A 20,854-nucleotide genomic window follows, 5' to 3' on the forward strand; every position below is an offset into this window, starting at 1 on the left:
CTTTTTTTATAGTCGTAATTTCAGTGCTCCAGCGAAGAGACGGCTCAACGCTAACACCTTGATATATGAGTAACAGCATCCAACTTCAATTAACTCTGTTTGTATTCCGCCCAGAAAGGTTTCGACTGCACCTTCACGCGGGTTCCGTCTTCGGTCTCAAACTCAAAGTAAAACTCACCTTTAATAAATTGCCTTTCGGGGGTGGAGGAAATCTCAGTGATGATCAGCTTTCCTTTTTCTCCCCAAACGTCCCCCCCAACCCCTCCCGATTGAAGAGTGCCAAAGATGGCTGCGATGATTGAACCGCCAGAAAAAGGGTCCTCAATCGGATAGTTGCCGATTGCCAAGGCCTCTGACCCGGTTATAGATACAGCGGGCACATGCAGGCCTTCACCAAAGTAACCTTCAAGAACAGTCAGACGGCCAATCATCCAAAACTCAATTCGCTCCGTCTTCAAGGTTTCCGAAACACCATTCTTGGTAACAGTAATGCTCATGGTCCCGGTAGAGACACCTTTTGCATTGGCTCTCTCCTTACCCGCAATTTCAAACCCAGGCCTTTCTTTGTTGTATTTAATATCCATGATCTGCCTTTCCTCCGACCGCTAGATTTTTGATATAAAAAACTCACTTCCAAAAAAATAACGAGAAAAAAAAACTTCATCTACTGTCAAATATGACAGCTATACAAGTGTTCACCGATAAATCAGACTCAGAACTATTTGATTAATGAATTATGAGTACCGTTCGATAACCGCCCAAAACCCACTTCCCCCAATTGAACCATCCGGTACATTCCCCGCACCATTCGCCTCACAAAACCAATAACAACAGGTTCGACACCATGCCCGCGCGCCCTGCCCTGTCCGGCTGATTCCGTTCGTTTTTGCCCTGATTTCAATTTTTCGTCTGCAATCCGGGTTGCGGCATCGCCCCCGTTACATCCCCAAGAATTAGAGAGACCGAGCACATGACGCCTTCCGCCCCGCACTACTTGTTCCCCAGCCTCATCGCCGCTGCACTGGCCGGTGCGGCCCTGCCCGTCTTGGCCGAGGAGTCGGGCTTTGTCGAAGGTGCCAAGGTCAACCTGAACCTGCGTAACTTCTACATCAACCGCAACTTCACCAACCCGACCAAGGCTCAGGGCAAAGCAGAAGAGTGGACGCAAAGCTTCATCCTCGACGCAAAGTCCGGGTTTACCCAAGGCACCGTCGGGTTTGGCATGGATGTGCTCGGGTTGTATTCGGTAAAACTCGATGGCGGTAAAGGCACCGGTGGTACGCAGTTGCTGCCGCTGGACAGCGACGGTCGCCCGGCGGACAACTTCGGGCGCACCAACGTGGCGTTCAAGGCCAAGCTGTCGCAGACTGAAGTGAAGGTCGGCGAATGGATGCCGGTGCTGCCGATCCTGCGCTCGGACGACGGCCGCTCTCTGCCGCAAACCTTCCGTGGCGGCCAGATCACCTCAAAAGAAATCGACGGCCTGACGCTCTACGGCGGCCAGTTCCGCGCCAACAGTCCACGCGACGACAGCAGCATGAGCGACATGTCGATCACCGGAAAAGCAACGTTCACCTCCGACCGTTTCAACTTTCAGGGCGGCGAATACGTCTTCAACGACAAACGCACCCAGATCGGTTTGTGGAACGCCGAACTCAAAGACATCTACAGCCAGCAATACGTCAACCTGACCCACAGCCAGCCCATCGGCGACTGGACCCTGGGCGCCAACCTCGGGTTCTTTTATGGCAAGGATGATGGCAGCGCCCGGGCCGGCGAGCTGGACAACAAGACCTGGTCCGGTCTGTTCTCCGCCAGGTACGGCGGCCACACCTTCTACGTCGGCCTGCAAAAACTCACCGGCGACAGTGCGTGGATGCGGGTCAACGGCACCAGCGGCGGCACCCTGGCCAACGACAGTTACAACGCCAGTTATGACAATGCCAAAGAAAAATCCTGGCAGCTGCGCCACGACTACAACTTCGTCGCTCTCGGCATTCCCGGCCTGAGCCTGATGAACCGCTACATCAGCGGCGACAACGTGCACACTGGCACCATCACCGACGGCAAGGAATGGGGCCGCGAAAGTGAATTGGGCTACACCGTGCAGAGCGGCGCGCTCAAGAACCTGAACATGAAATGGCGCAACTCGACCATCCGCCGCGACTTCAGCAACAACGAGTTCGATGAGAACCGCTTGATCGTCAGCTATCCGATCAGTTTGTTGTAAGGCAATCAGTCAGCCAGCCGCCCGTCAGGCTGGCTGGCTGGCTGGCGCTTTGCCGAGCTTCAATTACAGTGAAAAAACCTGACAGGACTCAGGTGATATTCAGCCCTCCCCACTTCCGTTATCTGTTGATGTTGGTCCCCAAGACTTGAGCCAGGCTGTCATCGGAAGACACCACTGATCACCAGAGGACCACCTCATGATCAACCCGCTCAAATCTGCTCCGGTCAAACGCGACTGGGACGCCAAGGCCTACCTGCAATTCTCACGACTTCGGCAACGACCGGTGAACGAACTGCTTGATCACGTCGATCTCAAACAGCCAAAACGCATCTACGATCGGGGTTGCGGCACCGGTATTGCCACCCAACTCCTGTCCAAACGCTGGCCCCGTGCACAACTGATGGGCATCGACAGCTCCATGCAAATGCTTCAGGAAGCCCGATGCTTGCCGATCAAGGCACACTGGAAACAATGCGACTTACAGAGCTGGCAGCCTGAACAACCCGCCGATCTGCTGTTCGCCGCCGCCGTACTGCACTTCATCAACGACCATGAACAGCTATTCCCGTGCTTGCTCGGTTATCTCAACCCGGGTGGTTGTCTGGCCGCGCACATGCCCGACTGGCGGGATGCGCAGTGGTATCAGTTGATACTCGACACCCTCGACGATGGCGGTCCCGACGGTAAACCGCTCGGCTCCCCACAACTGCGCGAGACGATGGCTGCACGGCCGTTACTGTCGCTGGAAAATTACTACCGTTTGCTTTCACCGATCACCCGGACACTGGATATCTGGGAGACCGAGCAGTTGCAGGTCGTCGACGGCATTCCGACGATGGGCGTCAGCTCAGACACCGCAAATCACCAGGATCACTCCCGCGATTCAACGCCCAATTCATCCCACACCGACTCAGCCAGGTGGAACGTGGCATTGGCCGCCGGGATGCCGCAGTAGATCGCGCTCTGCATGATCACTTCCTTGATCTCGCCACGGGTCACGCCGTTGTTGGCGGCGGCACGCAGGTGCAGTTTGAGTTCGTCGTTGCGGTTCATGCCGATCAGCATGGCGATGGTGATCAGGCTGCGGGTATGGCGCGCCAGCCCCGGGCGGGTCCAGATATCGCCCCAGGCATGGCGGGTGATCATTTCCTGGAACTCCGAGTTGAACTCGGTCAGCGCGTTCAGGCTGCGGTCGACATGAGCGTCGCCGAGCACCGCGCGACGGACTTTCAGGCCCTCGTCGTAACGTTGTTTCTCGTCCACAACAATCCCCTTAATGAGCTGACAAAAACGTCAGCACTCGCTCACTGAAATCAGCGCCAGCCTGAACGTTGGACAGGTGCGCGGCGTAGAACTCAACGTACTCGGCGCCCTGTACATGTTCCTGAATGAAATGCCCACCGGACGGCGGCGTGACCGCGTCTTCGGTGCCAGCGATGACCAGCAGCGGCACCTTGATCGAGGACAGCTGATCGCGAAAATCGGCGTCACGCACGGCGGCACAGTTCGCGGCATAGCCTTCAGGTGAAGTGGCCGCGAGCATGTCAGTGATTTTCTTCGCGGCAGCAGGATGCGCTTCAGCAAAGTCCGGAGTAAACCAGCGTGCAATGGACGCATCGCGCAGTGCGACCATGGCGGCCGGGCCGTCACGCAACACGGTTTCGATCCGCGGATTCCATACCGACGGATCACCGATTTTCGCCGCGGTGTTGCACACCACCAGTTTGATCAGACGATCACCAGCGTTGACCCCCAGCCACTGGCCAATCAGCCCGCCCATGGACAGGCCGCAGAAATGCGCCCGTTCGATGTGCAAGGCATCCAGCAGCGCCAGCACGTCATGGCCCAGTTGTTCGATGTTGTACGGCCCCGGCGTGACCATGGATTTGCCGTGGCCACGGGTGTCGTAACGCAGCACACGAAAATGCTCCGTGAACGCCGCGATCTGTGCGTCCCACATGTGCAAGTCGGTGCCCAGCGAGTTGGACAGCACCAGCACCGGCGCGTCGGCAGGTCCGTCGAGTTGGTAATGCAGTTCGCCCTCGGCGAGTTGTACGAAAGCCACAGCAATCTCCTTCAGGCAGTTAACGCAGAATGTTCAGCCACCGCTCGCTTGACCCAGCGATGGGCCTGACCGAGGTAATGGGCGGGGTCCAGCAGACGATCAAGTTCAGCATCCGACAGTTCAGCGGTCACTTGCGGCTCGTCGCCAAGTACGGCTCGCAGGTGACGTTGTTCGGCCACGGCGCGCTTGCAGCATCGCTCCAGCAGATGGTGCGCGGTGTCGCGGCCCACGCGTTGAGCAAGGACGATACTCACCGCTTCGGCCAGCACCAGCCCTTGGGTCAGATCAAGGTTGCGGGCCATGCGATCAGCGTCCACTTCCAGTCCACCTGTTACCAACAGCGCTTGCTTCAGGCTGCCGGACACCAGGCAGCAAATCTCCGGCAGGGTTTCCCACTCGGCATGCCACAGACCGAGGCTGCGTTCGTGTTCCTGAGGCATGGCGCTGAACAGCGTCGAAAGCAAACCCGGCACCCGCGTCGCCGCACCGATCAGCACCGCCGCCCCCACCGGGTTGCGCTTGTGCGGCATGGTCGAGGAACCGCCCTTGCCCGGTGCCGCCGGTTCGAACACCTCGCCAGCTTCGGTCTGCATCAACAGGCTGATGTCGCGCCCGAGTTTGCCAAGGCTGCCGGCGATCAATCCAAGTACCGAACCGAACTCCACCAAACGATCACGCTGGGTGTGCCACGGCTGTTCCGGCAATGTGAGTTGCAGTTCCTCGGCCAGCGCTTGGGCAATCGGCAGTGCCTGCGCGCCGAGGGCCGCGAGTGTTCCGCAGGCGCCACCGAATTGCAGCACCAGCAATCGCGGTTTGAGTTCTTGCAGACGCTGACGGCTGCGAGTGACAGCGCCCAGCCAACCGGCGATTTTCATGCCGAGGGTGACCGGCGTCGCGTGTTGCAACCAGGTCCGCCCGGCCAGCGGCGTGGCGACATAACGCAGGGCCTGGGTGGCAAGGGTTTCCCCCAACTGCGCCAGATCGCTTTCGATCAGTTCCAGCGCCCGGCGCAGTTGCAGCACCAAACCTGAGTCCATCACATCCTGGCTGGTAGCGCCCAGATGCACATAGCGCTCGGCTTCGGCATCGTTCGCCGCGATCTGCTTGCCCAGTGCCTTGACCAACGGAATGGCTGAGTTCCCCGCCGTGGCAATCGCCTCGCCGAGGGCCGCGTAGTCGTATTGCTCGGCCCGACACGCCGCTTCGATAGGCGCGACAGCCGTCTGCGGAATCAACCCGACCCGCGCCTCGGCCCGGGCCAGGGCTGCTTCGAAATCAAGCATGGCCTGAACCCGGCCCTGATCGCAGAACACCTCACGCATATCGCGGGCAGTGAAATAGGCATCGAACAATTGATTGCCCGGTCGCTCGTTCATAAACAGTCCCTGGAGGCGTGGGCCGGTCAGGCCCACGGGTAAAGATCAAAGATCGTGGTGCAAATACTTCGCCTGTTTCGGCAGGCGCAGGCTGAACAGGAATGCCACCGCCATCATCACCGTCACGTACCAGTAGAAGGAGTTCTCCATGCCCACGGATTTAAGGCTCAAGGCCACATATTCCGCCGAACCGCCGAAGATTGCATTCGCCACCGCATACGCCAGGCCGACACCCAATGCGCGCACTTCAGGCGGGAACATTTCGGCTTTTACCAGGCCACTGATGGAGGTGTAAAAACTGACGATCGCCAGCGCCACGGTAATCAGTACAAAGGCCAGGAACGGGCTGCTGACGCTTTTCAGGCTCAGCAGGATCGGCACGGTGAACAACGTACCGAGGGCGCCGAACCAAAGCATCGAGTTACGTCGGCCGATCTTGTCCGCAAGCATGCCGAACAGCGGCTGCATGCACATATAAAGGAACAGCGCGCCGGTCATGATGTAGCTGGCGGTCTTGGCGTGCATGCCGGCGGTGTTCACCAGGTACTTCTGCATGTACGTGGTGAAGGTGTAGAAAATCAGCGAGCCACCGGCGGTGTAGCCGAGCACGGTGATGAACGCGGCTTTATGGTCGCGGAACAGCGCGCGGATGCTGCCGGCGTCCTTGTTTTCGCGCATTTCCTTGCTGGTGGTTTCCTTGAGCGAGCGACGCAGGAACAGCGAGATCAATGCGGCCACTGCACCGACCACAAACGGGATCCGCCAGCCATAGGCACGCAGGTCATCTTCGGTGAGGAACTGTTGCAGGATCACCACCAGCGACACCGCCAGCAATTGCCCGCCAATCAGCGTGACGTACTGGAACGAGGCGAAGAAACCGCGCTGGCCCTTGAGGGCGACTTCGCTCATGTAGGTTGCGGTGGTGCCGTACTCGCCGCCCACCGACAAACCCTGCAGCAAGCGCGCGAACAGCAGCATGATCGGTGCCCAGGCGCCGATATCCTTGTAGGTCGGCAGACAAGCGATGAGCAGCGAGCCGAAGCACATCATCAGAATCGAGATCAACATCGAATTCTTGCGCCCGTGCTTGTCCGCGACACGGCCGAAGATCCAGCCGCCAATCGGTCGCATCAGGAACCCGGCGGCGAATACACCGGCGGTGTTTACCAACTGCACCGTCGGGTTGTCGGACGGGAAAAACGCAGGGGCGAAATAGATCGCGCAAAAGGCGTAGACGTAGAAGTCGAACCATTCGACGAGGTTGCCGGACGAGGCACCGACAATCGCGAAGATCCTTTTGCTGCGCTCTTCACCGGTGTAGTGGCTTGCAAGGGTTGTCGATGGTGTTGTCATTGTTTTTCACTCTTTGGGGACGGTGAGAGTCTAGACACAATTTGCAACAGTCCCGTTCCGCAGATGTGGTATTCACTCTGATCGTTCCCACGGGGACCGTGGGAACGATCAGGTTGGAATCAGTAATCGAAGAAAACTGTCTCGGCCTCGGTGCCTTGCAGGATCACATTCCACTGGTACACACCGGACGCATCCTGCTTCGCCAGCAAGGTGCCGCGGCGTTCAGCCGGTACACATTCCAGCAGCGGATCCGCCACGTTGGCCGGTTCCCCATCAAAGTAAATTCGCGTCAGCAAGTGCTTCACCAACCCGCGAGCAAACACCAGCACCACCAGATGCGGCGCCTGGGTCGTACCGTTCAAGCCTTCCACCGTGCCCGGCTTGACGGTGGTGAAGCGGAAGCGCCCTTGCGCATCCACCGGCACCCGGCCGAAACCTTCGAAGTTCGGGTCCAGGGGTTTGTCCTGATCGTCTTCGGGGTGGTCATACTTGCCGGCAGCGTTGGCTTGCCAGACTTCCAGCATCGCGTCATTGACGACATCGCCGTTGCCATCGATGACTTGCCCGGTGATCGCCACGCGCTCACCGAGGGTTTGCTCGACGGTCAGGTCCTCGCGGTTCAGCCAGGTCAGGCCGATGTGGTAATACGGCCCGACGGTGTGGGATGTGGTCGCATTCAGCGTCATCTTATTTCTCCATCGGCGTGGCTTCGCGGCCGCGCAAGACGATGTCCCAGCGATAACCGAGGGCGTAGGAAGGAATGGTTTTTTCCAGGTCGAAACTGGCGATCAGACGTTCTTTGGCGCTCGTGTCCGGTACGCAGTTGTAGATCGGGTCATACGCCAGCAACGGATCGCCCGGGAAGTACATCTGGGTGACCAGTCGCGTCAGAATGCTCGGCCCGAACAGTGAGAAATGGATGTGCGCCGGGCGCCAGGCGTTGTGGTGGTTGCCCCACGGATAGGCGCCGGGCTTGATGGTCTGGAACTGGTACCAGCCATCGGCATCCGTCACGGTACGGCCGGTGCCGGTGAAATTCGGGTCCAGCGGCGCGTCGTGCAGGTCGCGATCATGGTTGTAGCGGCCGGCAGCGTTGGCCTGCCAGATCTCCACCAGAATCCCCGGCACCGGCAAGCCATCTTCATCCAGCACGCGACCGTGAATGATGATGCGCTCGCCCAGCGGTTCGCCCGTGTGCTGGGCCGTCAGGTCGTTGTCCTTCTCGTTGATGCGTTCAGCACCGATGGTCGGACCGGTAATTTCCGACAACGAATGAGGCAAAAACACCAACGGCTTGGACGGCGAGCGACGGTTGGTGGATTGATAGGTCGGGTGCAGGTATTCCGGCTGAGTGCCCTCTTGCGGGCGACGGTAACCAGGCTTGTCGGTCATTGTGCATTCCTCAGTTCTTATCAGTCTGCGCATCTGATTTATCAGAGCAGGCGTCAGACCCGTTCGATCGCCAAGGCCAGGCCCTGGCCGACGCCGACGCACATGGTCGCCAGACCTTTCCTGCCACCGGTTTTTTCCAGCTGATGCAACGCTGTCAGCACCAGGCGTGCACCGCTCATGCCCAACGGATGGCCCAAGGCAATGGCGCCGCCGTTCGGGTTGACCTGAGCCGCGTCGTCCGCCAGACCCAACTCACGCAGCACGGCCAAGCCTTGGCTGGCGAACGCTTCGTTGAGTTCGATCACGTCGAAATCGCTGACGGCCAGACCGAGACGTTCGGTCAGTTTGCGCACCGCCGGCACCGGGCCGATGCCCATCACCCGGGGGGCGACACCGGCGCTCGACATGCCCAGCACTTTGGCGCGGGCGGTCAGGCCGTGTTTCTTCACCGCTTCGGCGGAGGCCAGAATCAGTGCCGCTGCACCGTCGTTCACCCCGGAAGCATTGCCTGCGGTGACAGTTTTGTCCGGGCCGTTGACCGGTTTCAATCTGGCCAGGGTTTCCAGCGTGGTATCGCCGCGCGGATGCTCGTCCTGACTGACGACTGTTTCACCCTTCTTGTGGGCAATACGCACTTCGACGATCTCTTCAGCGAAAAATCCTGCAGCCTGCGCAGCAGCAGTCCGCTGCTGACTGCGCAGTGCGAAAGCGTCCTGATCCTCGCGGGAAACTTCGTAATCGTCAGCCACGTTATCGGCGGTCTGCGGCATCGCATCCACGCCGTATTGGGCTTTCATCAACGGGTTGACGAAACGCCAGCCAATGGTGGTGTCTTCCAGCTTCATGTTGCGCGAGAACGCCGCATCCGCCTTGCCCATCACGAACGGTGCGCGGGACATCGACTCGACGCCGCCGGCAATTGCCAGCTCCATCTCACCACTGGCGATAGCGCGGAATGCGGTCCCGATAGCATCCATGCCCGAAGCGCAGAGGCGATTGAGGGTCACACCAGGAATGGTTTCCGGCAGGCCCGCCAGCAGCAACGCCATGCGCGCCACGTTGCGGTTGTCTTCGCCGGCCTGGTTGGCGCAACCGAGGAACACCTCGTCCACCGCCGTCCAGTCCACCGAAGGATTGCGCTCCATCAGTGCCTTGATCGGCACGGCGGCCAGGTCGTCGGCGCGAACTGCCGACAAACCACCGCCGAAACGGCCAATGGGGGTGCGAATGGCGTCGCAGATATAAACGTCACGCATCAGGCTTCTCCGGGTGCTTGGCCGTGGGCCGCGGCGGTACGGGCTTCCAGATCCCTGAGCGCGGTCAACTCGACGTCGGTTGGCTCGGCGGTGTTTTCAACGTGCTCGGCGAAGCGAATCGCCCAACCGGTGGCAGCGACCACTTGCTCGCGGGTCACGCCGGGGTGCAGCGCGGTGACCACGAATTCATGAGTGTCGGCTTCCGGTTCCATGATGCACAGGTCGGTAATGATGCCGACCGGCCCGGCGCCCGGCAGCCCCAGACGTTTGCGCGAATCACCGCCCTCGCCATGGCCGACCGAGGTAATGAAGTCGAGTTTGTCGACGAAGGAACGCGCCGACTGTTTGAGGATGATCAGCACGCTTTTGGCAGAACCGGCGATCTCCGGCGCGCCACCGGCACCCGGCAGACGGACTTTTGGCTGGTGATAGTCACCAACGACGGTGGTGTTGATGTTGCCGAAGCGGTCGACTTGCGCGGCACCGAGGAAACCGACGTCAATGCGCCCGCCCTGCAGCCAGTAGCGAAAAATCTCACCGGTCGGGACGACGGTGTCAGCGGTTTCTGCCAGTTCACCGTCACCGATCGACAAGGGCAGTACGCTCGGCTTGGCACCGATCGGACCCGATTCGTAGATCAGGACTACGTCTGGCGAGGACGTCAGCCGTGCCAGGTTGGCCGCTTTCGACGGCAGACCGATGCCAACGAAGCACACCGCACCGTTCTTCAGGCGGCGGGCAGCGGCGACGGTCATCATTTCATTGGTGGTGTAAGTCATTACTTGGCCTCCGAAGCAGCGGCCAGCTTGGCCTGGAACTCGCTGAAGTCAGCGCAGCCGTGGATGTATTCGTTGATCCACGCGGTGAAGGTTTCACGGTCGCGGGCAATCGGGTCCCAGGCCTGGTAGAAACGGTTGTCACGCTCGTTGTAGCCGTGAGCGTAGGACGGGTGCGCGCCACCGGGGACGTGGCAGACAGCGCTCAGGGCCCAGGTCGGCAACACGCAGGAGTTCATCGGTGCATTGAGGTCGTCGACGATTTCTTCGACGGTGACGATGCAACGTTTGGCGGCCAGCGCGGCTTCTTTCTGCACGCCGAGAATGCCCCAGAGCAGTACGTTGCCTTTACGGTCGGCTTTCTGCGCGTGAATCACGGTGATGTCCGGACGTACCGAAGGCACGGCCGCCAACACTTCACCCGTGAACGGGCAGGTGACGGTCTTGATCAACGGGTTGACCTTCGGCAGGTCGGAACCGGCGTAGGCGCGTAGCACCGCGAACGGTAGGCCAGAAGCGCCAGCGACGTAGGCATTGGCCAGGTCGGCGTGGCTGTGTTCTTCGATTTCCAGCGCATGCGGCCACTGCTTTTCGACGGCGTCACGCAGTCGGTGCAGCGAGCCGACACCCGGGTTGCCGCCCCAGGAGAAAATCAGCTTGCGAGCACATCCTGCACCGATCAACTGGTCGTAGACCAAGTCAGGCGTCATCCGCACCAGCGTCAGGTCTTTCTTGCCCTGGCGAATGATTTCGTGACCCGCCGCCGTAGGGATCAGGTGAGTGAAGCCTTCGAGCGCGACGGTATCGCCGTCGTTAACGAATTGCTTCACCGCGTCGTGCAGCGAAAGGATTTCAGCCATGGGGCAGGCTCCCGTTTTGTTATCAACCGACAGTGGAGGAAAAAGGCGCCGATGCGCAGCGCCGGAATGACTGAAGAGTAAGCCCCAGAAAAACGCCAAACAATCCGATAATCGACTAAGTGTTCGTTTATCGAACATATTGTTGTCTGCCTATCGATCCGCTTTCTGCACTAGATCGTTCCCACGCTCCGCATGGGAACGATCATCACCTGCCGTCAGGTCGCATCCGCATGACTGACCATCCCCTTGATCACCACCGCAGTAGTCGCCAATGCCGCCGGGATCACCAGCGCCGTCAGCACCTGTTCGAAGTTCCAGCCCAGGCCTAACAGCGTTGCGCCCATCCACGCACCGAGGATCGCACCCAAGCGACCGATCCCGAGCATCCACGACACACCGGTCGCACGCCCCTGCGTCGGATAAAACCGCGCCGCCAATGAAGGCATCGCCGATTGCGCACCGTTGACACACATCCCGGCCACCAGCACCAGCGTCGCCAAGATCGTGATGTTGCCCAGGCTCTGCCCTACCGCGTAGGCAAACACCCCGGCCAACAGGTAGAAAATGCCAATAACCTTGTGCGGATTGAACCGGTCCATCGCCCAACCCACACCCACGGCACTCAAAACCCCGCCAAACTGGAACAGCGCGCCAATGAACGCTGCCTGTTCCATGCTCGCGCCACTGTCGCGCATCAGCGTCGGCAGCCAGCTGGTCAACAGATAAACAATCACCAGCCCCATGAAATAGGTCAGCCACAGCAGCAATGTCCCGGCGCTGTAGGTGCCAGAAAAGACCACCGCAAACACATTGCGTGCTTTCACGGTCTTCTGTTCCGGAACGCTGAAGCTCGAAGCCTGGGCAACCACCACCGGATCAATCGGCGCCAGCGTCTTGCGCACTTTGTCGGTGCCGCGATTGCGCACGATCAGGTAACGCGCCGATTCCGGCAGCCAGAACAGCAAAACGACGGCGAGCATCAACGGCAGAATCCCACCGATCAGCAGCAGACTGTGCCAGCCGAAGGCCGGGATCAGCTTGGCGGAAATGAAGCCACCGCCTGCCATACCGAGGTTGAAACCACAGAACATGCTGGTCACCAGCAGGGATTTCTTGCGCTCCGGGGTGTATTCGGACAGCAGCGTGGTGGCGTTCGGCATCCCGGCGCCAAGACCCAAACCGGTGAGAAAGCGCAGCACCAGCAACTGATCGACATTAGTACTGTAAGCCGACGCCAGGCTGAAGGCGCCGAACAACAGCACCGCACCGACCAGAACGACTTTTCTTCCAAAGCGGTCAGCCAACGGGCCTGAACCCAGTGCGCCGAAGACCATACCGATCAACGCCGCACTCATCACCGGCCCGAGACTGGCGCGATCGATGCCCCAATCCTGAGACAGAGCGGGCGCAATGAAACCCATGGCCGCGGTGTCGAGGCCATCGAGGAAAACAATCAGGAAACACAGAATGACCACTCGCCATTGGTAGCGCGAAATGGGTTGGGCGTTGATGAAGGACTGCACATCGAGGCAGTTTCCTACAGCAGACTGAGGCTGGTTCATCATTTTTATTCCACGCAAGAACGCAGTCGGACAGGTGCCAGCCAAGGCTGGCACTGCCGCGACATTAGTGATCTTGGGGAAAGAGCGTCAATTCGATGAACGCGACTCTGTGCGTTTATCGAACATCTTAGGCGATGGCTTACGCAAAGAGTTGCGCACTGAGGTCGCGACTGGCACTCAGAAGACCCGGCAGAAAACGCTGTTCCAGCTCGTTGCGACTGACCCGGCCAGCGTGAGTACTGACGTTTAACGCTGCTACAACCTGGCCGGAAGCGTCGTACACCGGAACAGCAATGGAACGCAGGCCCTGCTCGAGTTCCTGATCGACAATGCACCAGCCTTGCTGCCGCACTTCTTGCAGGCATTCGAGCAATGCCTCGAGGGTATGCAGGGTGCGACTGGTCTTGGCTTGCAGCTCCGCATGATCGAGGTACTCGCGCAGCGAAGTGTCGTCCAGGGCCGCGAGAAGAATCCTGCCCATTGAAGTGCAATAGGCTGGCAGGCGTCCGCCCACCGAAAGATCGACAGAAATCAGTCGCTGGGTAGTCGCCGAGCGGGCGATGTACAAAATGTCATCGCCTTCCAGGGTGGCCATGTTACAGGCCTCATGAAGTTGCTCGCTCATGCGGTCCAGGTACGGCTGGGCGGAAACCGCCAGCGGCGTCGAGGACAAGTAGGCATGGCCGAGGGTCAACACTTTGGGCAGCAGCGAGTAAGTGCGGCCGTCGGTGGTGGCGTAGCCGAGCTTGATCAACGTGTGCAGGCAACGTCGCACAGCGGCGCGAGGAATTTCCGTACGGTGGCTGATCTGGGCAATGGTCAGGTGCCGCTTGCGTTCCTGGAACGCTTGCACCACGGCCAGGCCACGGGCCAGGGACGTCATGAAATCCGGGTCGCCGGTCAGCGCCTGGATCCGCTTGGCGGGTGATGCGACGATTGGCGGCGCCACTGAAGCAAAGGAATTGCGCATTTGATCGTTCATATCAGGTCCTTTCCCATACGGATCAGCGGCTATACAAGCGGCTCCGGGTCTTCCACACAAGCCCGGGCAACCAAGATCGGGCGATTATCGAACCATTAACCGATAATCGCAATCAGCCACACGCCAAGCGAGCCTTCTGCCTTCTGACATTAGCCCCCCCGTACGTTGTTATTTTTGGTCACAGACTTAAAGGAGGCTTATGTAATAACTTGTCCGGCTTAATGGCGCCAGAAAGACATCACCACAGAGTCAGCTCCGTAGTTACCCGTAAAAGTTGCGAGTAACAAAACAATCACACATGAAGATCTACTTTTAACTCTTTGGAGATAGTGTTCTTCGGATCGACCGCTATAATGCAATTCAGTGGTGACCCGGTTTTTACTTGCCGATTTCGCCACCCGGTAGCGCGATATTCCATCGCTGCTGCCCTCAGCAAGCGCCTGACGCTCATTTCATATGCTCCGCCAATGCGCTCGCTGAAAACAGGAAACTGATGCTGCGTCAGCTGTTCTCTCTGGTGCCGTGGCCGCCTGCAACATGGAAGTATTGATCGCTCAGCCTGAAGACGATGCCCCCGCGGGTTTTGTCCTTTCGACGAGCGTGGTCAATAGATTTATGCAGCGCGTTTCACCAGAATTTATCTCAACTCAATCAGGTAGCACTGTGACGAAAGACGAACTGCGCGCGGAACTTGAGCGCCAGGAACAACGTTACAAGGAAGTTTACGGCGGGGAAGTCACCACCTACGCCGCTCAGCCCGAACCGGAACGTAAACCCTGGCGTAAACGCGCCACCGTTCAGGATCAGGCCTTCACTCAAGAATTGCAGAAGATGGAAAAGGAACTCAAAGCCGAAGAGCCTTGACCGCCCCGGCCTGAATCCTTCCACGGCCTGCGAATGCATCCGTTAAAAGCGGGATGTTTCGATGTTGTTATTCGCGCCCGCTACAAGCGGGCAGCGGCTACCTCATGTACAGAGATGAGGTAAATGGCTCATATCTGGCCCTCTTCTCAGATATTTCACACAAGCGTTCAAGCCTCTCGCCTACACGAGAGAAACCCTTGTGCCTGCTGTCTTTGCAAAGAAATTCAATAACTTGCAAAACCCCGTAAAAAGCCGGGGCGCAGGGGATCGCTGCAAAATAATTCGTTGAAGAATGTTACCGATGAGCAGCAAGTGCATCGATTTCCAGTCTTTTCTGGCATAATCGCGCCCCCTTACGACCGGGTCAGAAAACCTTCATGATCGATTTATTCAGCGGACTGGATGCGTGGGTGCTTGTGAGCCTCTTGCTCGCCCTGGCCTTTGTCCTCGCCTTCGAGTTCATCAACGGCTTTCATGACACTGCTAACGCGGTGGCCACCGTTATCTACACCAAAGCCATGCCGCCTCATCTGGCGGTGTTCTTTTCCGGTGTGTTCAACTTTCTCGGCGTTCTGCTGGGCGGTGTTGGCGTGGCGTATGCCATCGTCCACCTGCTGCCGGTAGAGCTGCTGATCAATGTGAACACCGGTCACGGGCTGGCCATGGTGTTCTCGCTGCTTGCCGCCGCCATCACCTGGAACCTGGGCACCTGGTACTTCGGTATCCCGGCTTCCAGCTCCCACACGCTGATCGGTTCGATCCTGGGTGTTGGCCTGGCCAACGCGTTGATCAACGATATTCCGTTGGCCGATGGTGTGAACTGGCAGAAAGCGATCGATATCGGTGCCTCCCTGGTATTCTCGCCGATGGCCGGCTTCCTGGTCGCAGCCTTGATATTGATCGGCCTTAAATGGTGGCGTCCGCTGTCGAAGATGCACAAGACGCCGGAACAGCGCCGCAAGATCGATGACAAGAAACACCCGCCGTTCTGGAACCGCCTGGTGCTGGTGATTTCGGCGATGGCGGTGAGCTTCGTGCACGGTTCCAACGATGGCCAGAAAGGTATCGGCCTGATCATGCTGGTGCTGATCGGTATCGTGCCGGCGCAGTTCGTACTCGACCTGGGCAGCACGACTTACCAGATCGAGCGGACTCGCGACGCTACCTTGCACCTGAGCCAATTCTACAAGCGCAATGCCGATACGCTGGGTGAATACCTGGCCCTGGGCAAAAGCGTGGAAGGCGATCTGCCGGAGAAATTCCGTTGCAACCCGCAACAGACCGAACCGACCATCACCGCCCTGCTCGGCACCCTTAAAGGTGTAGCGGACTACCATTCGCTGCCGTCGGAAAGCCGCATCGAAGTGCGTCGCTACTTGCTGTGCCTGGACGATACGGCGAAGAAAGTCGGCAAGCTGCCTGGCCTCGCGGCCCGGGAAAAAGCTGACTTGGACAAACTGCGCAAAGACCTGACCACCACCACCGAATACGCCCCGTTCTGGGTGATCCTGGCGGTCGCCCTGGCCCTCGGTCTGGGTACCATGGTCGGCTGGAAACGCGTGGTACTGACCATCGGCGAGAAGATCGGCAAGCAGGGCATGACTTACTCCCAAGGCATGTCGGCACAGATCACTACCGCAAGCCTGATCGGCATGGCCAACATCTTCAGCCTGCCGGTGTCTACCACCCACGTCCTGTCCTCGGGCGTGGCTGGCACCATGGTCGCCAACAAAAGCGGCCTGCAAGGCGGCACCGTCAGAACCATCCTGCTGGCGTGGGTCCTGACCTTGCCGGCAACCGTGGCCTTGTCGGCCGGCCTGTTCTGGCTGGCGTCGAAGGCGCTGGGTAGCTGATACGCAGTCACAAAAAAAGGCGCGTTCCGTAAGGTTCGCGTCTTTTTTATGTCTGCTGAGAGTTGATCGTTCCCACGCTCTGAACTGCGTGGGAACGATCAGGCACAATTTTTTACGGACAAAAAAAAGGGCAACCGAAGTTGCCCAAAATGCCTTGCGTGCTCATTGCTTCCGGAAAGACCTACGGTTTGCGCTTATGCGAATCCTTCCAGATAAAAAATCCAAACCCTGCAAAAAACAGAACCATGAGGCCGACTGTCAGCACTCCGGCGATCACCACGTTGTCGAAAAACATGACTGGTCTCCTGCACTTGCCCTGTTGCGATAGGGCTAAGTTAACCAATCGGGCAGGAGAAGAAATTGACCGGGATCAATGTCGCCCGAGACTGGGCGTAAAGAAGGGAAATAAACTGACCTGCATCAACCGATGCAGGGTGTTTCAACGCTTTTTCGGTTTGTTTTTCGGCTTTTTCTTTGCTTTGCCCAACGGCATTGCCTGTTCAAATGCCTGGCGCACTTCATTCAGGCGTTTCTCGTTGAGGTCATGAACACGCTTGGCGCGTTCAGAATTGAGGTCGATCAGCTTGTCGTCTTGGCTCATGGTGCTCAGCACATCGTATGGCAGGTTTATCGCAATAATGCGGTCTGACGGCAGCGCTGACCAGCCGCGACCTCAAATCTGGATATCGACCCACAACCCCTGACGCGGCTGATCTTCCATCAGCGGCGCGACCGGCACAGTGTTGTCGGCATTGAGTTCGTCACCGGGAATCGCCAGGTGCTCTTCAGGATCTTCATTGGCTTCACGGCGACGCTTGTCCCGCTCCTGTTGCCGGCGCTGCTCTTCGCGCAGCTGCAAGGCGGCTTCTTCAGGATCGCGCTTTTGCAGGTCGATGGTGCTCTCGTTGGAGCTTTCCTGCACTGGCACCACGGGTGGAATATCCGGGCGCTGGCGGACCGGGTCGTGCTGTGAGGTGATCGGCACGGCACTCAAGGGGAGCATCGGTGGCAGCATAATTATTAGTCTCCTGTCAGCAGGCTGTCGGCTGCGTGGGTCGCGACTTGAGCCATCGGTCGCAAACTGTGACCCGGTTGGCACCAGAGGAGCTGGCGCAGGCTGCTTTGTTTATCGGACAACACAGAACCGAAGCGTTCCCAAAGATCAAAATATTGCGGCCTTGGGTAGCACCTGAACACGTAAACCTTTGGTCTGCAGGCCTGATTCCGTTAAGATAGCCCGCTTTTTCAAGGTGGGAGTCAGGCAGCATGGCGCAGCAGTATCAACCGGGGCAACGCTGGATTAGTGACAGCGAAGCCGAGCTGGGTTTGGGCACCGTTCTGGCACAGGACGGCCGCTTGTTGACCGTGCTCTATCCGGCCACTGGCGACACCCGCCAGTACGCGCTACGGAATGCGCCCCTCACACGTGTGCGGTTTTCTCCGGGTGACTCGATCACTCACTTCGAGGGCTGGAAACTGACCGTGCGCGAAGTCGACGATGTCGACGGTCTGCTGGTCTACCACGGCCTCAACGCGCAAAACGAAGTGGTCACCCTGCCGGAAACCCAACTGTCGAACTTCATTCAGTTCCGGCTGGCCAGCGACCGCCTGTTCGCCGGGCAGATCGACCCGTTGGCCTGGTTCTCCCTGCGTTATCACACTCTGGAACACACCAGCCGCCAATTGCAGTCCTCCCTTTGGGGCCTGGGCGGCGTGCGTGCGCAACCGATCGCGCACCAGCTGCACATCGCCCGTGAAGTCGCCGACCGTATTGCGCCACGGGTTCTGCTGGCGGACGAAGTGGGCCTGGGTAAAACCATCGAAGCCGGCCTGATCATCCATCGCCAACTGCTCTCGGGCCGCGCCAACCGCGTGCTGATCCTGGTTCCGGAGAACCTGCAGCACCAGTGGCTGGTCGAGATGCGCCGCCGCTTCAATTTGCAAGTTGCGCTGTTCGACGAAGAACGCTTCATCGAAAGCGATGCCGCCAACCCGTTTGAAGACACCCAGCTCGCACTGGTTGCGCTTGAGTGGCTGGTGGAAGACGAGAAGGCTCAGGACGCACTGTTTGCAGCCGGTTGGGACATGATGGTCGTCGACGAAGCCCACCACCTGGTGTGGCACGAAGACAAGGCCAGCCCCGAATACTCGCTGGTCGAACAACTGGCCGAAGTCATTCCCGGCGTCCTGCTGCTGACCGCGACCCCGGAACAACTGGGCCAGGACAGCCACTTCGCGCGTTTGCGCCTGCTCGATCCGAACCGTTTCCATGACCTGCACGCCTTCCGCGCCGAGAGCGAAAACTATCGCCCGGTGGCCGAAGCCGTTCAGGAACTGCTGGACAAGGGGCGTCTGTCGCCGGAAGCGCACAAGACCATTCATGGTTTCCTTGGCAACGAAGGTGAAGCACTGCTGGCCGCGGTCAACGATGGCGACACCGAAGCTGCCGCCCGTCTGGTCCGCGAACTGCTGGACCGCCACGGCACCGGCCGCGTGCTGTTCCGTAACACCCGCGCCGCCGTGGCGGGTTTCCCGGAGCGCAAGCTGCACCCGTACCCGCTGCCGTGCCCCGACGAATACCTCGAACTGCCGCTGGGCGATCACGCCGAGCTGTACCCGGAAGTCAGCTTCCAGGCCCAGCCGGACGCCAACGAAGAAGAACGCTGGTGGAAATTCGACCCGCGTGTCGAGTGGCTGATCGACACCCTGAAGATGCTCAAGCGCACCAAAGTTCTGGTGATCTGCGCCCACGCCGAAACCGCCATGGACCTGGAAGACGCCCTGCGCGTGCGTTCCGGTATTCCTGCCACGGTCTTCCACGAAGGCATGAACATTCTCGAGCGTGACCGCGCCGCCGCCTACTTCGCCGACGAAGAATTTGGCGCGCAAGTGCTGATCTGCTCGGAAATCGGCAGTGAAGGTCGCAACTTCCAGTTCTCGCACCATCTCGTACTGTTCGATCTGCCATCGCACCCGGACTTGCTGGAACAGCGTATCGGTCGTCTGGACCGGATCGGCCAGAAGCACATTATCGAACTGCACGTGCCGTATCTGGAAACCAGCCCGCAAGAGCGCCTGTTCCAGTGGTACCACGAAGCGCTCAATGCCTTCCTCAATACCTGCCCGACCGGTAACGCCTTGCAGCATCAGTTCGGCCCGCGCCTGCTGCCGCTGCTGGAAAACGCCGACGATGGCGAGTGGCAAGCGTTGATCGACGAAGCACGCGGCGAGCGTGAGCGTCTGGAAGCCGAATTGCACACCGGCCGTGACCGCTTGCTGGAACTCAATTCCGGCGGTTCGGGTGAAGGCGATCAACTGGTCGAGGACATCCTTGAGCAAGACGATCAGTTTGCCCTGCCGATCTACATGGAAACCCTGTTCGATGCGTTCGGCATCGACAGCGAAGACCACTCGGAAAACGCCTTGATCCTCAAGCCGAGCGAAAAAATGCTCGACGCCAGTTTCCCGCTGGGCGACGACGAAGGCGTGACCATCACTTACGACCGCAACCAGGCGCTGTCTCGCGAAGACATGCAGTTCATCACCTGGGAGCACCCGATGGTTCAGGGCGGCATGGACCTGGTGCTGTCCGGCTCGATGGGCAATACCGCCGTGGCGCTGATCAAGAACAAAGCACTCAAACCCGGAACCGTGTTGCTGGAACTGCTCTACGTCAGCGAAGTGGTTGCCCCGCGCTCGCTGCAACTGGGCCGCTACCTGCCGCCGGCCGCTCTGCGCTGCCTGCTCGATGCCAATGGCAATGACCTGTCGGGCCGGGTGTCGTTCGAAACGCTGAACGATCAACTGGAAAGCGTGCCGCGTGCCAGCGCCAACAAGTTCATCCAGGCCCAGCGCGACCAGCTGACGCCACGGATCAATGCCGGCGAAGAGAAGATCGCGCCGCGTCACGCCGAGCGCGTTGCCGAAGCGCAGCGTCGTCTGGCGGCCGATACCGACGAAGAACTGGCGCGCCTGACTGCGTTGCAAGCGGTTAACCCGACGGTGCGCGACAGCGAACTGGTTGCCCTGCGTAAACAGCGTGAGCAAGGTTTGGCCATGCTCGACAAGGCTGCGCTGCGACTGGAAGCGATTCGGGTGTTGGTGGCGGGTTAATTCCCCTGCTCTGCCCCGTTAAAACAAAGAAGGCCCGCAGTGATGCGGGCCTTTTTTTGTCTGCTTGATTGTTGTGGTGTTGCTGATGGCCTCATCGCGAGCAGGCTCGCTCCTACAGGGGATCTGATGTGGCCACACTATTTATGAACACCATTAATCAACTGTGGGAGCG

General features: G+C 59.2%; 20 protein-coding genes. 5 read left to right on the plus strand and 15 right to left on the minus strand.

The genetic code is table 11. The annotated features are described in order from the left end of the window. Positions 1-89: 89 nt before the first annotated feature. On the minus strand, positions 90-584 hold the full coding sequence (locus tag FQ185_RS13640) for a hypothetical protein (RefSeq protein ID WP_149417852.1): 495 nt from the start codon (positions 582-584) through the stop codon (positions 90-92). Positions 585-970: 386 nt separating this feature from the next. Between FQ185_RS13640 and FQ185_RS13645 the strand changes: the two genes are divergently transcribed. Further along, a complete protein-coding gene (locus FQ185_RS13645; protein WP_149417853.1) occupies positions 971-2,230 on the plus strand; it encodes an OprD family porin in 1,260 nt (419 codons plus the stop codon). A 196-nt stretch (positions 2,231-2,426) separates the two neighbouring features. Beyond that, on the plus strand, positions 2,427-3,185 hold the full coding sequence (locus FQ185_RS13650; protein ID WP_149417854.1) for a methyltransferase domain-containing protein: 759 nt from the start codon (positions 2,427-2,429) through the stop codon (positions 3,183-3,185). On the opposite strand, the gene pcaC is transcribed toward FQ185_RS13650, so the two are convergent. From pcaC to pcaR, 11 genes are all read right to left on the minus strand, one after another. Continuing rightward, positions 3,101-3,493, minus strand: a complete 393-nt coding sequence (gene pcaC, locus FQ185_RS13655; protein ID WP_149417855.1) for a 4-carboxymuconolactone decarboxylase — start codon at positions 3,491-3,493, stop codon at positions 3,101-3,103. The genes FQ185_RS13650 and pcaC overlap by 85 nt on opposite strands. Before the next feature lie 10 nt (positions 3,494-3,503). Next, a complete protein-coding gene (gene pcaD / locus FQ185_RS13660) occupies positions 3,504-4,295 on the minus strand; it encodes a 3-oxoadipate enol-lactonase (RefSeq protein WP_149417856.1) in 792 nt (263 codons plus the stop codon). A gap of 11 nt (positions 4,296-4,306) precedes the next feature. Then, complete coding sequence (locus FQ185_RS13665) at positions 4,307-5,671, minus strand: 3-carboxy-cis,cis-muconate cycloisomerase (RefSeq protein ID WP_149417857.1); 1,365 nt, start codon at positions 5,669-5,671, stop codon at positions 4,307-4,309. A gap of 45 nt (positions 5,672-5,716) precedes the next feature. Next, positions 5,717-7,024 (minus strand): MFS family transporter, encoded by a 1,308-nt coding sequence (locus FQ185_RS13670; protein WP_149417858.1) that lies wholly within the window; start codon positions 7,022-7,024, stop codon positions 5,717-5,719. Positions 7,025-7,143: 119 nt separating this feature from the next. Next, a complete protein-coding gene (gene pcaG, locus FQ185_RS13675) occupies positions 7,144-7,710 on the minus strand; it encodes a protocatechuate 3,4-dioxygenase subunit alpha (protein WP_149417859.1) in 567 nt (188 codons plus the stop codon). A 1-nt stretch (position 7,711) separates the two neighbouring features. Next, on the minus strand, positions 7,712-8,416 hold the full coding sequence (gene pcaH / locus FQ185_RS13680) for a protocatechuate 3,4-dioxygenase subunit beta (RefSeq protein ID WP_149417860.1): 705 nt from the start codon (positions 8,414-8,416) through the stop codon (positions 7,712-7,714). Between the two features lie 53 nt (positions 8,417-8,469). Next, positions 8,470-9,675: a 3-oxoadipyl-CoA thiolase gene (gene pcaF, locus FQ185_RS13685; protein ID WP_178113536.1), complete on the minus strand. Its 1,206-nt coding sequence runs from the start codon at positions 9,673-9,675 to the stop codon at positions 8,470-8,472. Beyond that, the gene (locus FQ185_RS13690; RefSeq protein ID WP_149417862.1) at positions 9,672-10,451 is read right to left on the minus strand and encodes a CoA-transferase subunit beta; all 780 of its coding nucleotides are present in this window, start codon (positions 10,449-10,451) and stop codon (positions 9,672-9,674) included. The genes pcaF and FQ185_RS13690 overlap by 4 nt, the downstream gene beginning before the upstream one ends. After that, on the minus strand, positions 10,451-11,308 hold the full coding sequence (locus FQ185_RS13695) for a CoA transferase subunit A (RefSeq protein ID WP_149417863.1): 858 nt from the start codon (positions 11,306-11,308) through the stop codon (positions 10,451-10,453). The genes FQ185_RS13690 and FQ185_RS13695 overlap by 1 nt, the downstream gene beginning before the upstream one ends. A 215-nt stretch (positions 11,309-11,523) precedes the next feature. Next, positions 11,524-12,870: an MFS transporter gene (locus FQ185_RS13705; protein ID WP_149417864.1), complete on the minus strand. Its 1,347-nt coding sequence runs from the start codon at positions 12,868-12,870 to the stop codon at positions 11,524-11,526. 139 nt (positions 12,871-13,009) lie between these two features. Then, positions 13,010-13,852: a pca regulon transcriptional regulator PcaR gene (gene pcaR, locus FQ185_RS13710; RefSeq protein ID WP_149417865.1), complete on the minus strand. Its 843-nt coding sequence runs from the start codon at positions 13,850-13,852 to the stop codon at positions 13,010-13,012. Positions 13,853-14,515: 663 nt separating this feature from the next. Here pcaR and FQ185_RS13715 point away from each other — a divergent pair. Together FQ185_RS13715 and FQ185_RS13720 are read left to right on the plus strand one after the other, a co-directional pair. Beyond that, positions 14,516-14,716 carry a hypothetical protein gene (locus tag FQ185_RS13715; protein ID WP_007935837.1) on the plus strand — a complete coding sequence of 67 codons (201 nt, stop codon included), beginning with the start codon at positions 14,516-14,518 and terminating at the stop codon, positions 14,714-14,716. Between the two features lie 377 nt (positions 14,717-15,093). Then, positions 15,094-16,569, plus strand: coding sequence for an inorganic phosphate transporter (locus FQ185_RS13720; RefSeq protein WP_149417866.1), 1,476 nt, complete (start codon positions 15,094-15,096; stop codon positions 16,567-16,569). 181 nt (positions 16,570-16,750) lie between these two features. Here the strand turns inward: FQ185_RS13720 and ccoM are convergent, their stop codons facing one another. From ccoM to FQ185_RS13725, 3 genes are all read right to left on the minus strand, one after another. Further along, positions 16,751-16,864 carry a cytochrome c oxidase subunit CcoM gene (gene ccoM / locus FQ185_RS30860; protein ID WP_010462558.1) on the minus strand — a complete coding sequence of 38 codons (114 nt, stop codon included), beginning with the start codon at positions 16,862-16,864 and terminating at the stop codon, positions 16,751-16,753. Between the two features lie 144 nt (positions 16,865-17,008). Then, the gene (locus FQ185_RS30190; RefSeq protein WP_007935839.1) at positions 17,009-17,170 is read right to left on the minus strand and encodes a hypothetical protein; all 162 of its coding nucleotides are present in this window, start codon (positions 17,168-17,170) and stop codon (positions 17,009-17,011) included. 72 nt (positions 17,171-17,242) lie between these two features. Further along, positions 17,243-17,584, minus strand: a complete 342-nt coding sequence (locus tag FQ185_RS13725) for an aspartate-semialdehyde dehydrogenase (protein ID WP_149417867.1) — start codon at positions 17,582-17,584, stop codon at positions 17,243-17,245. Between the two features lie 251 nt (positions 17,585-17,835). Between FQ185_RS13725 and rapA the strand changes: the two genes are divergently transcribed. Beyond that, a complete protein-coding gene (gene rapA / locus FQ185_RS13730; protein WP_149417868.1) occupies positions 17,836-20,682 on the plus strand; it encodes an RNA polymerase-associated protein RapA in 2,847 nt (948 codons plus the stop codon). The last annotated feature ends 172 nt before the right edge of the window (positions 20,683-20,854 follow it).

It is taken from the genome of Pseudomonas sp. ANT_H12B, assembly GCF_008369325.1.
In the GTDB taxonomy this organism is placed as follows: Bacteria; Pseudomonadota; Gammaproteobacteria; order Pseudomonadales; family Pseudomonadaceae; genus Aquipseudomonas.

What these genes read in the sequence shown, in the direction of transcription:
- FQ185_RS13640 (WP_149417852.1), bottom strand. Translation starts at nt 584, where the DNA reads ATGGATATTAAATACAACAAAGAAAGGCCTGGGTTTGAAATTGCGGGT.
- FQ185_RS13645 (WP_149417853.1), top strand. Translation starts at nt 971, where the DNA reads ATGACGCCTTCCGCCCCGCACTACTTGTTCCCCAGCCTCATCGCCGCT.
- FQ185_RS13650 (WP_149417854.1), top strand. Translation starts at nt 2,427, where the DNA reads ATGATCAACCCGCTCAAATCTGCTCCGGTCAAACGCGACTGGGACGCC.
- FQ185_RS13665 (WP_149417857.1), bottom strand. Translation starts at nt 5,671, where the DNA reads ATGAACGAGCGACCGGGCAATCAATTGTTCGATGCCTATTTCACTGCC.
- FQ185_RS13670 (WP_149417858.1), bottom strand. Translation starts at nt 7,024, where the DNA reads ATGACAACACCATCGACAACCCTTGCAAGCCACTACACCGGTGAAGAG.
- pcaG (WP_149417859.1), bottom strand. Translation starts at nt 7,710, where the DNA reads ATGACGCTGAATGCGACCACATCCCACACCGTCGGGCCGTATTACCAC.
- pcaH (WP_149417860.1), bottom strand. Translation starts at nt 8,416, where the DNA reads ATGACCGACAAGCCTGGTTACCGTCGCCCGCAAGAGGGCACTCAGCCG.
- FQ185_RS13690 (WP_149417862.1), bottom strand. Translation starts at nt 10,451, where the DNA reads ATGACTTACACCACCAATGAAATGATGACCGTCGCCGCTGCCCGCCGC.
- FQ185_RS13695 (WP_149417863.1), bottom strand. Translation starts at nt 11,308, where the DNA reads ATGGCTGAAATCCTTTCGCTGCACGACGCGGTGAAGCAATTCGTTAAC.
- FQ185_RS13705 (WP_149417864.1), bottom strand. Translation starts at nt 12,870, where the DNA reads ATGAACCAGCCTCAGTCTGCTGTAGGAAACTGCCTCGATGTGCAGTCC.
- pcaR (WP_149417865.1), bottom strand. Translation starts at nt 13,852, where the DNA reads ATGAACGATCAAATGCGCAATTCCTTTGCTTCAGTGGCGCCGCCAATC.
- FQ185_RS13720 (WP_149417866.1), top strand. Translation starts at nt 15,094, where the DNA reads ATGATCGATTTATTCAGCGGACTGGATGCGTGGGTGCTTGTGAGCCTC.
- ccoM (WP_010462558.1), bottom strand. Translation starts at nt 16,864, where the DNA reads ATGTTTTTCGACAACGTGGTGATCGCCGGAGTGCTGACAGTCGGCCTC.
- FQ185_RS30190 (WP_007935839.1), bottom strand. Translation starts at nt 17,170, where the DNA reads ATGAGCCAAGACGACAAGCTGATCGACCTCAATTCTGAACGCGCCAAG.
- FQ185_RS13725 (WP_149417867.1), bottom strand. Translation starts at nt 17,584, where the DNA reads ATGCTGCCACCGATGCTCCCCTTGAGTGCCGTGCCGATCACCTCACAG.
- rapA (WP_149417868.1), top strand. Translation starts at nt 17,836, where the DNA reads ATGGCGCAGCAGTATCAACCGGGGCAACGCTGGATTAGTGACAGCGAA.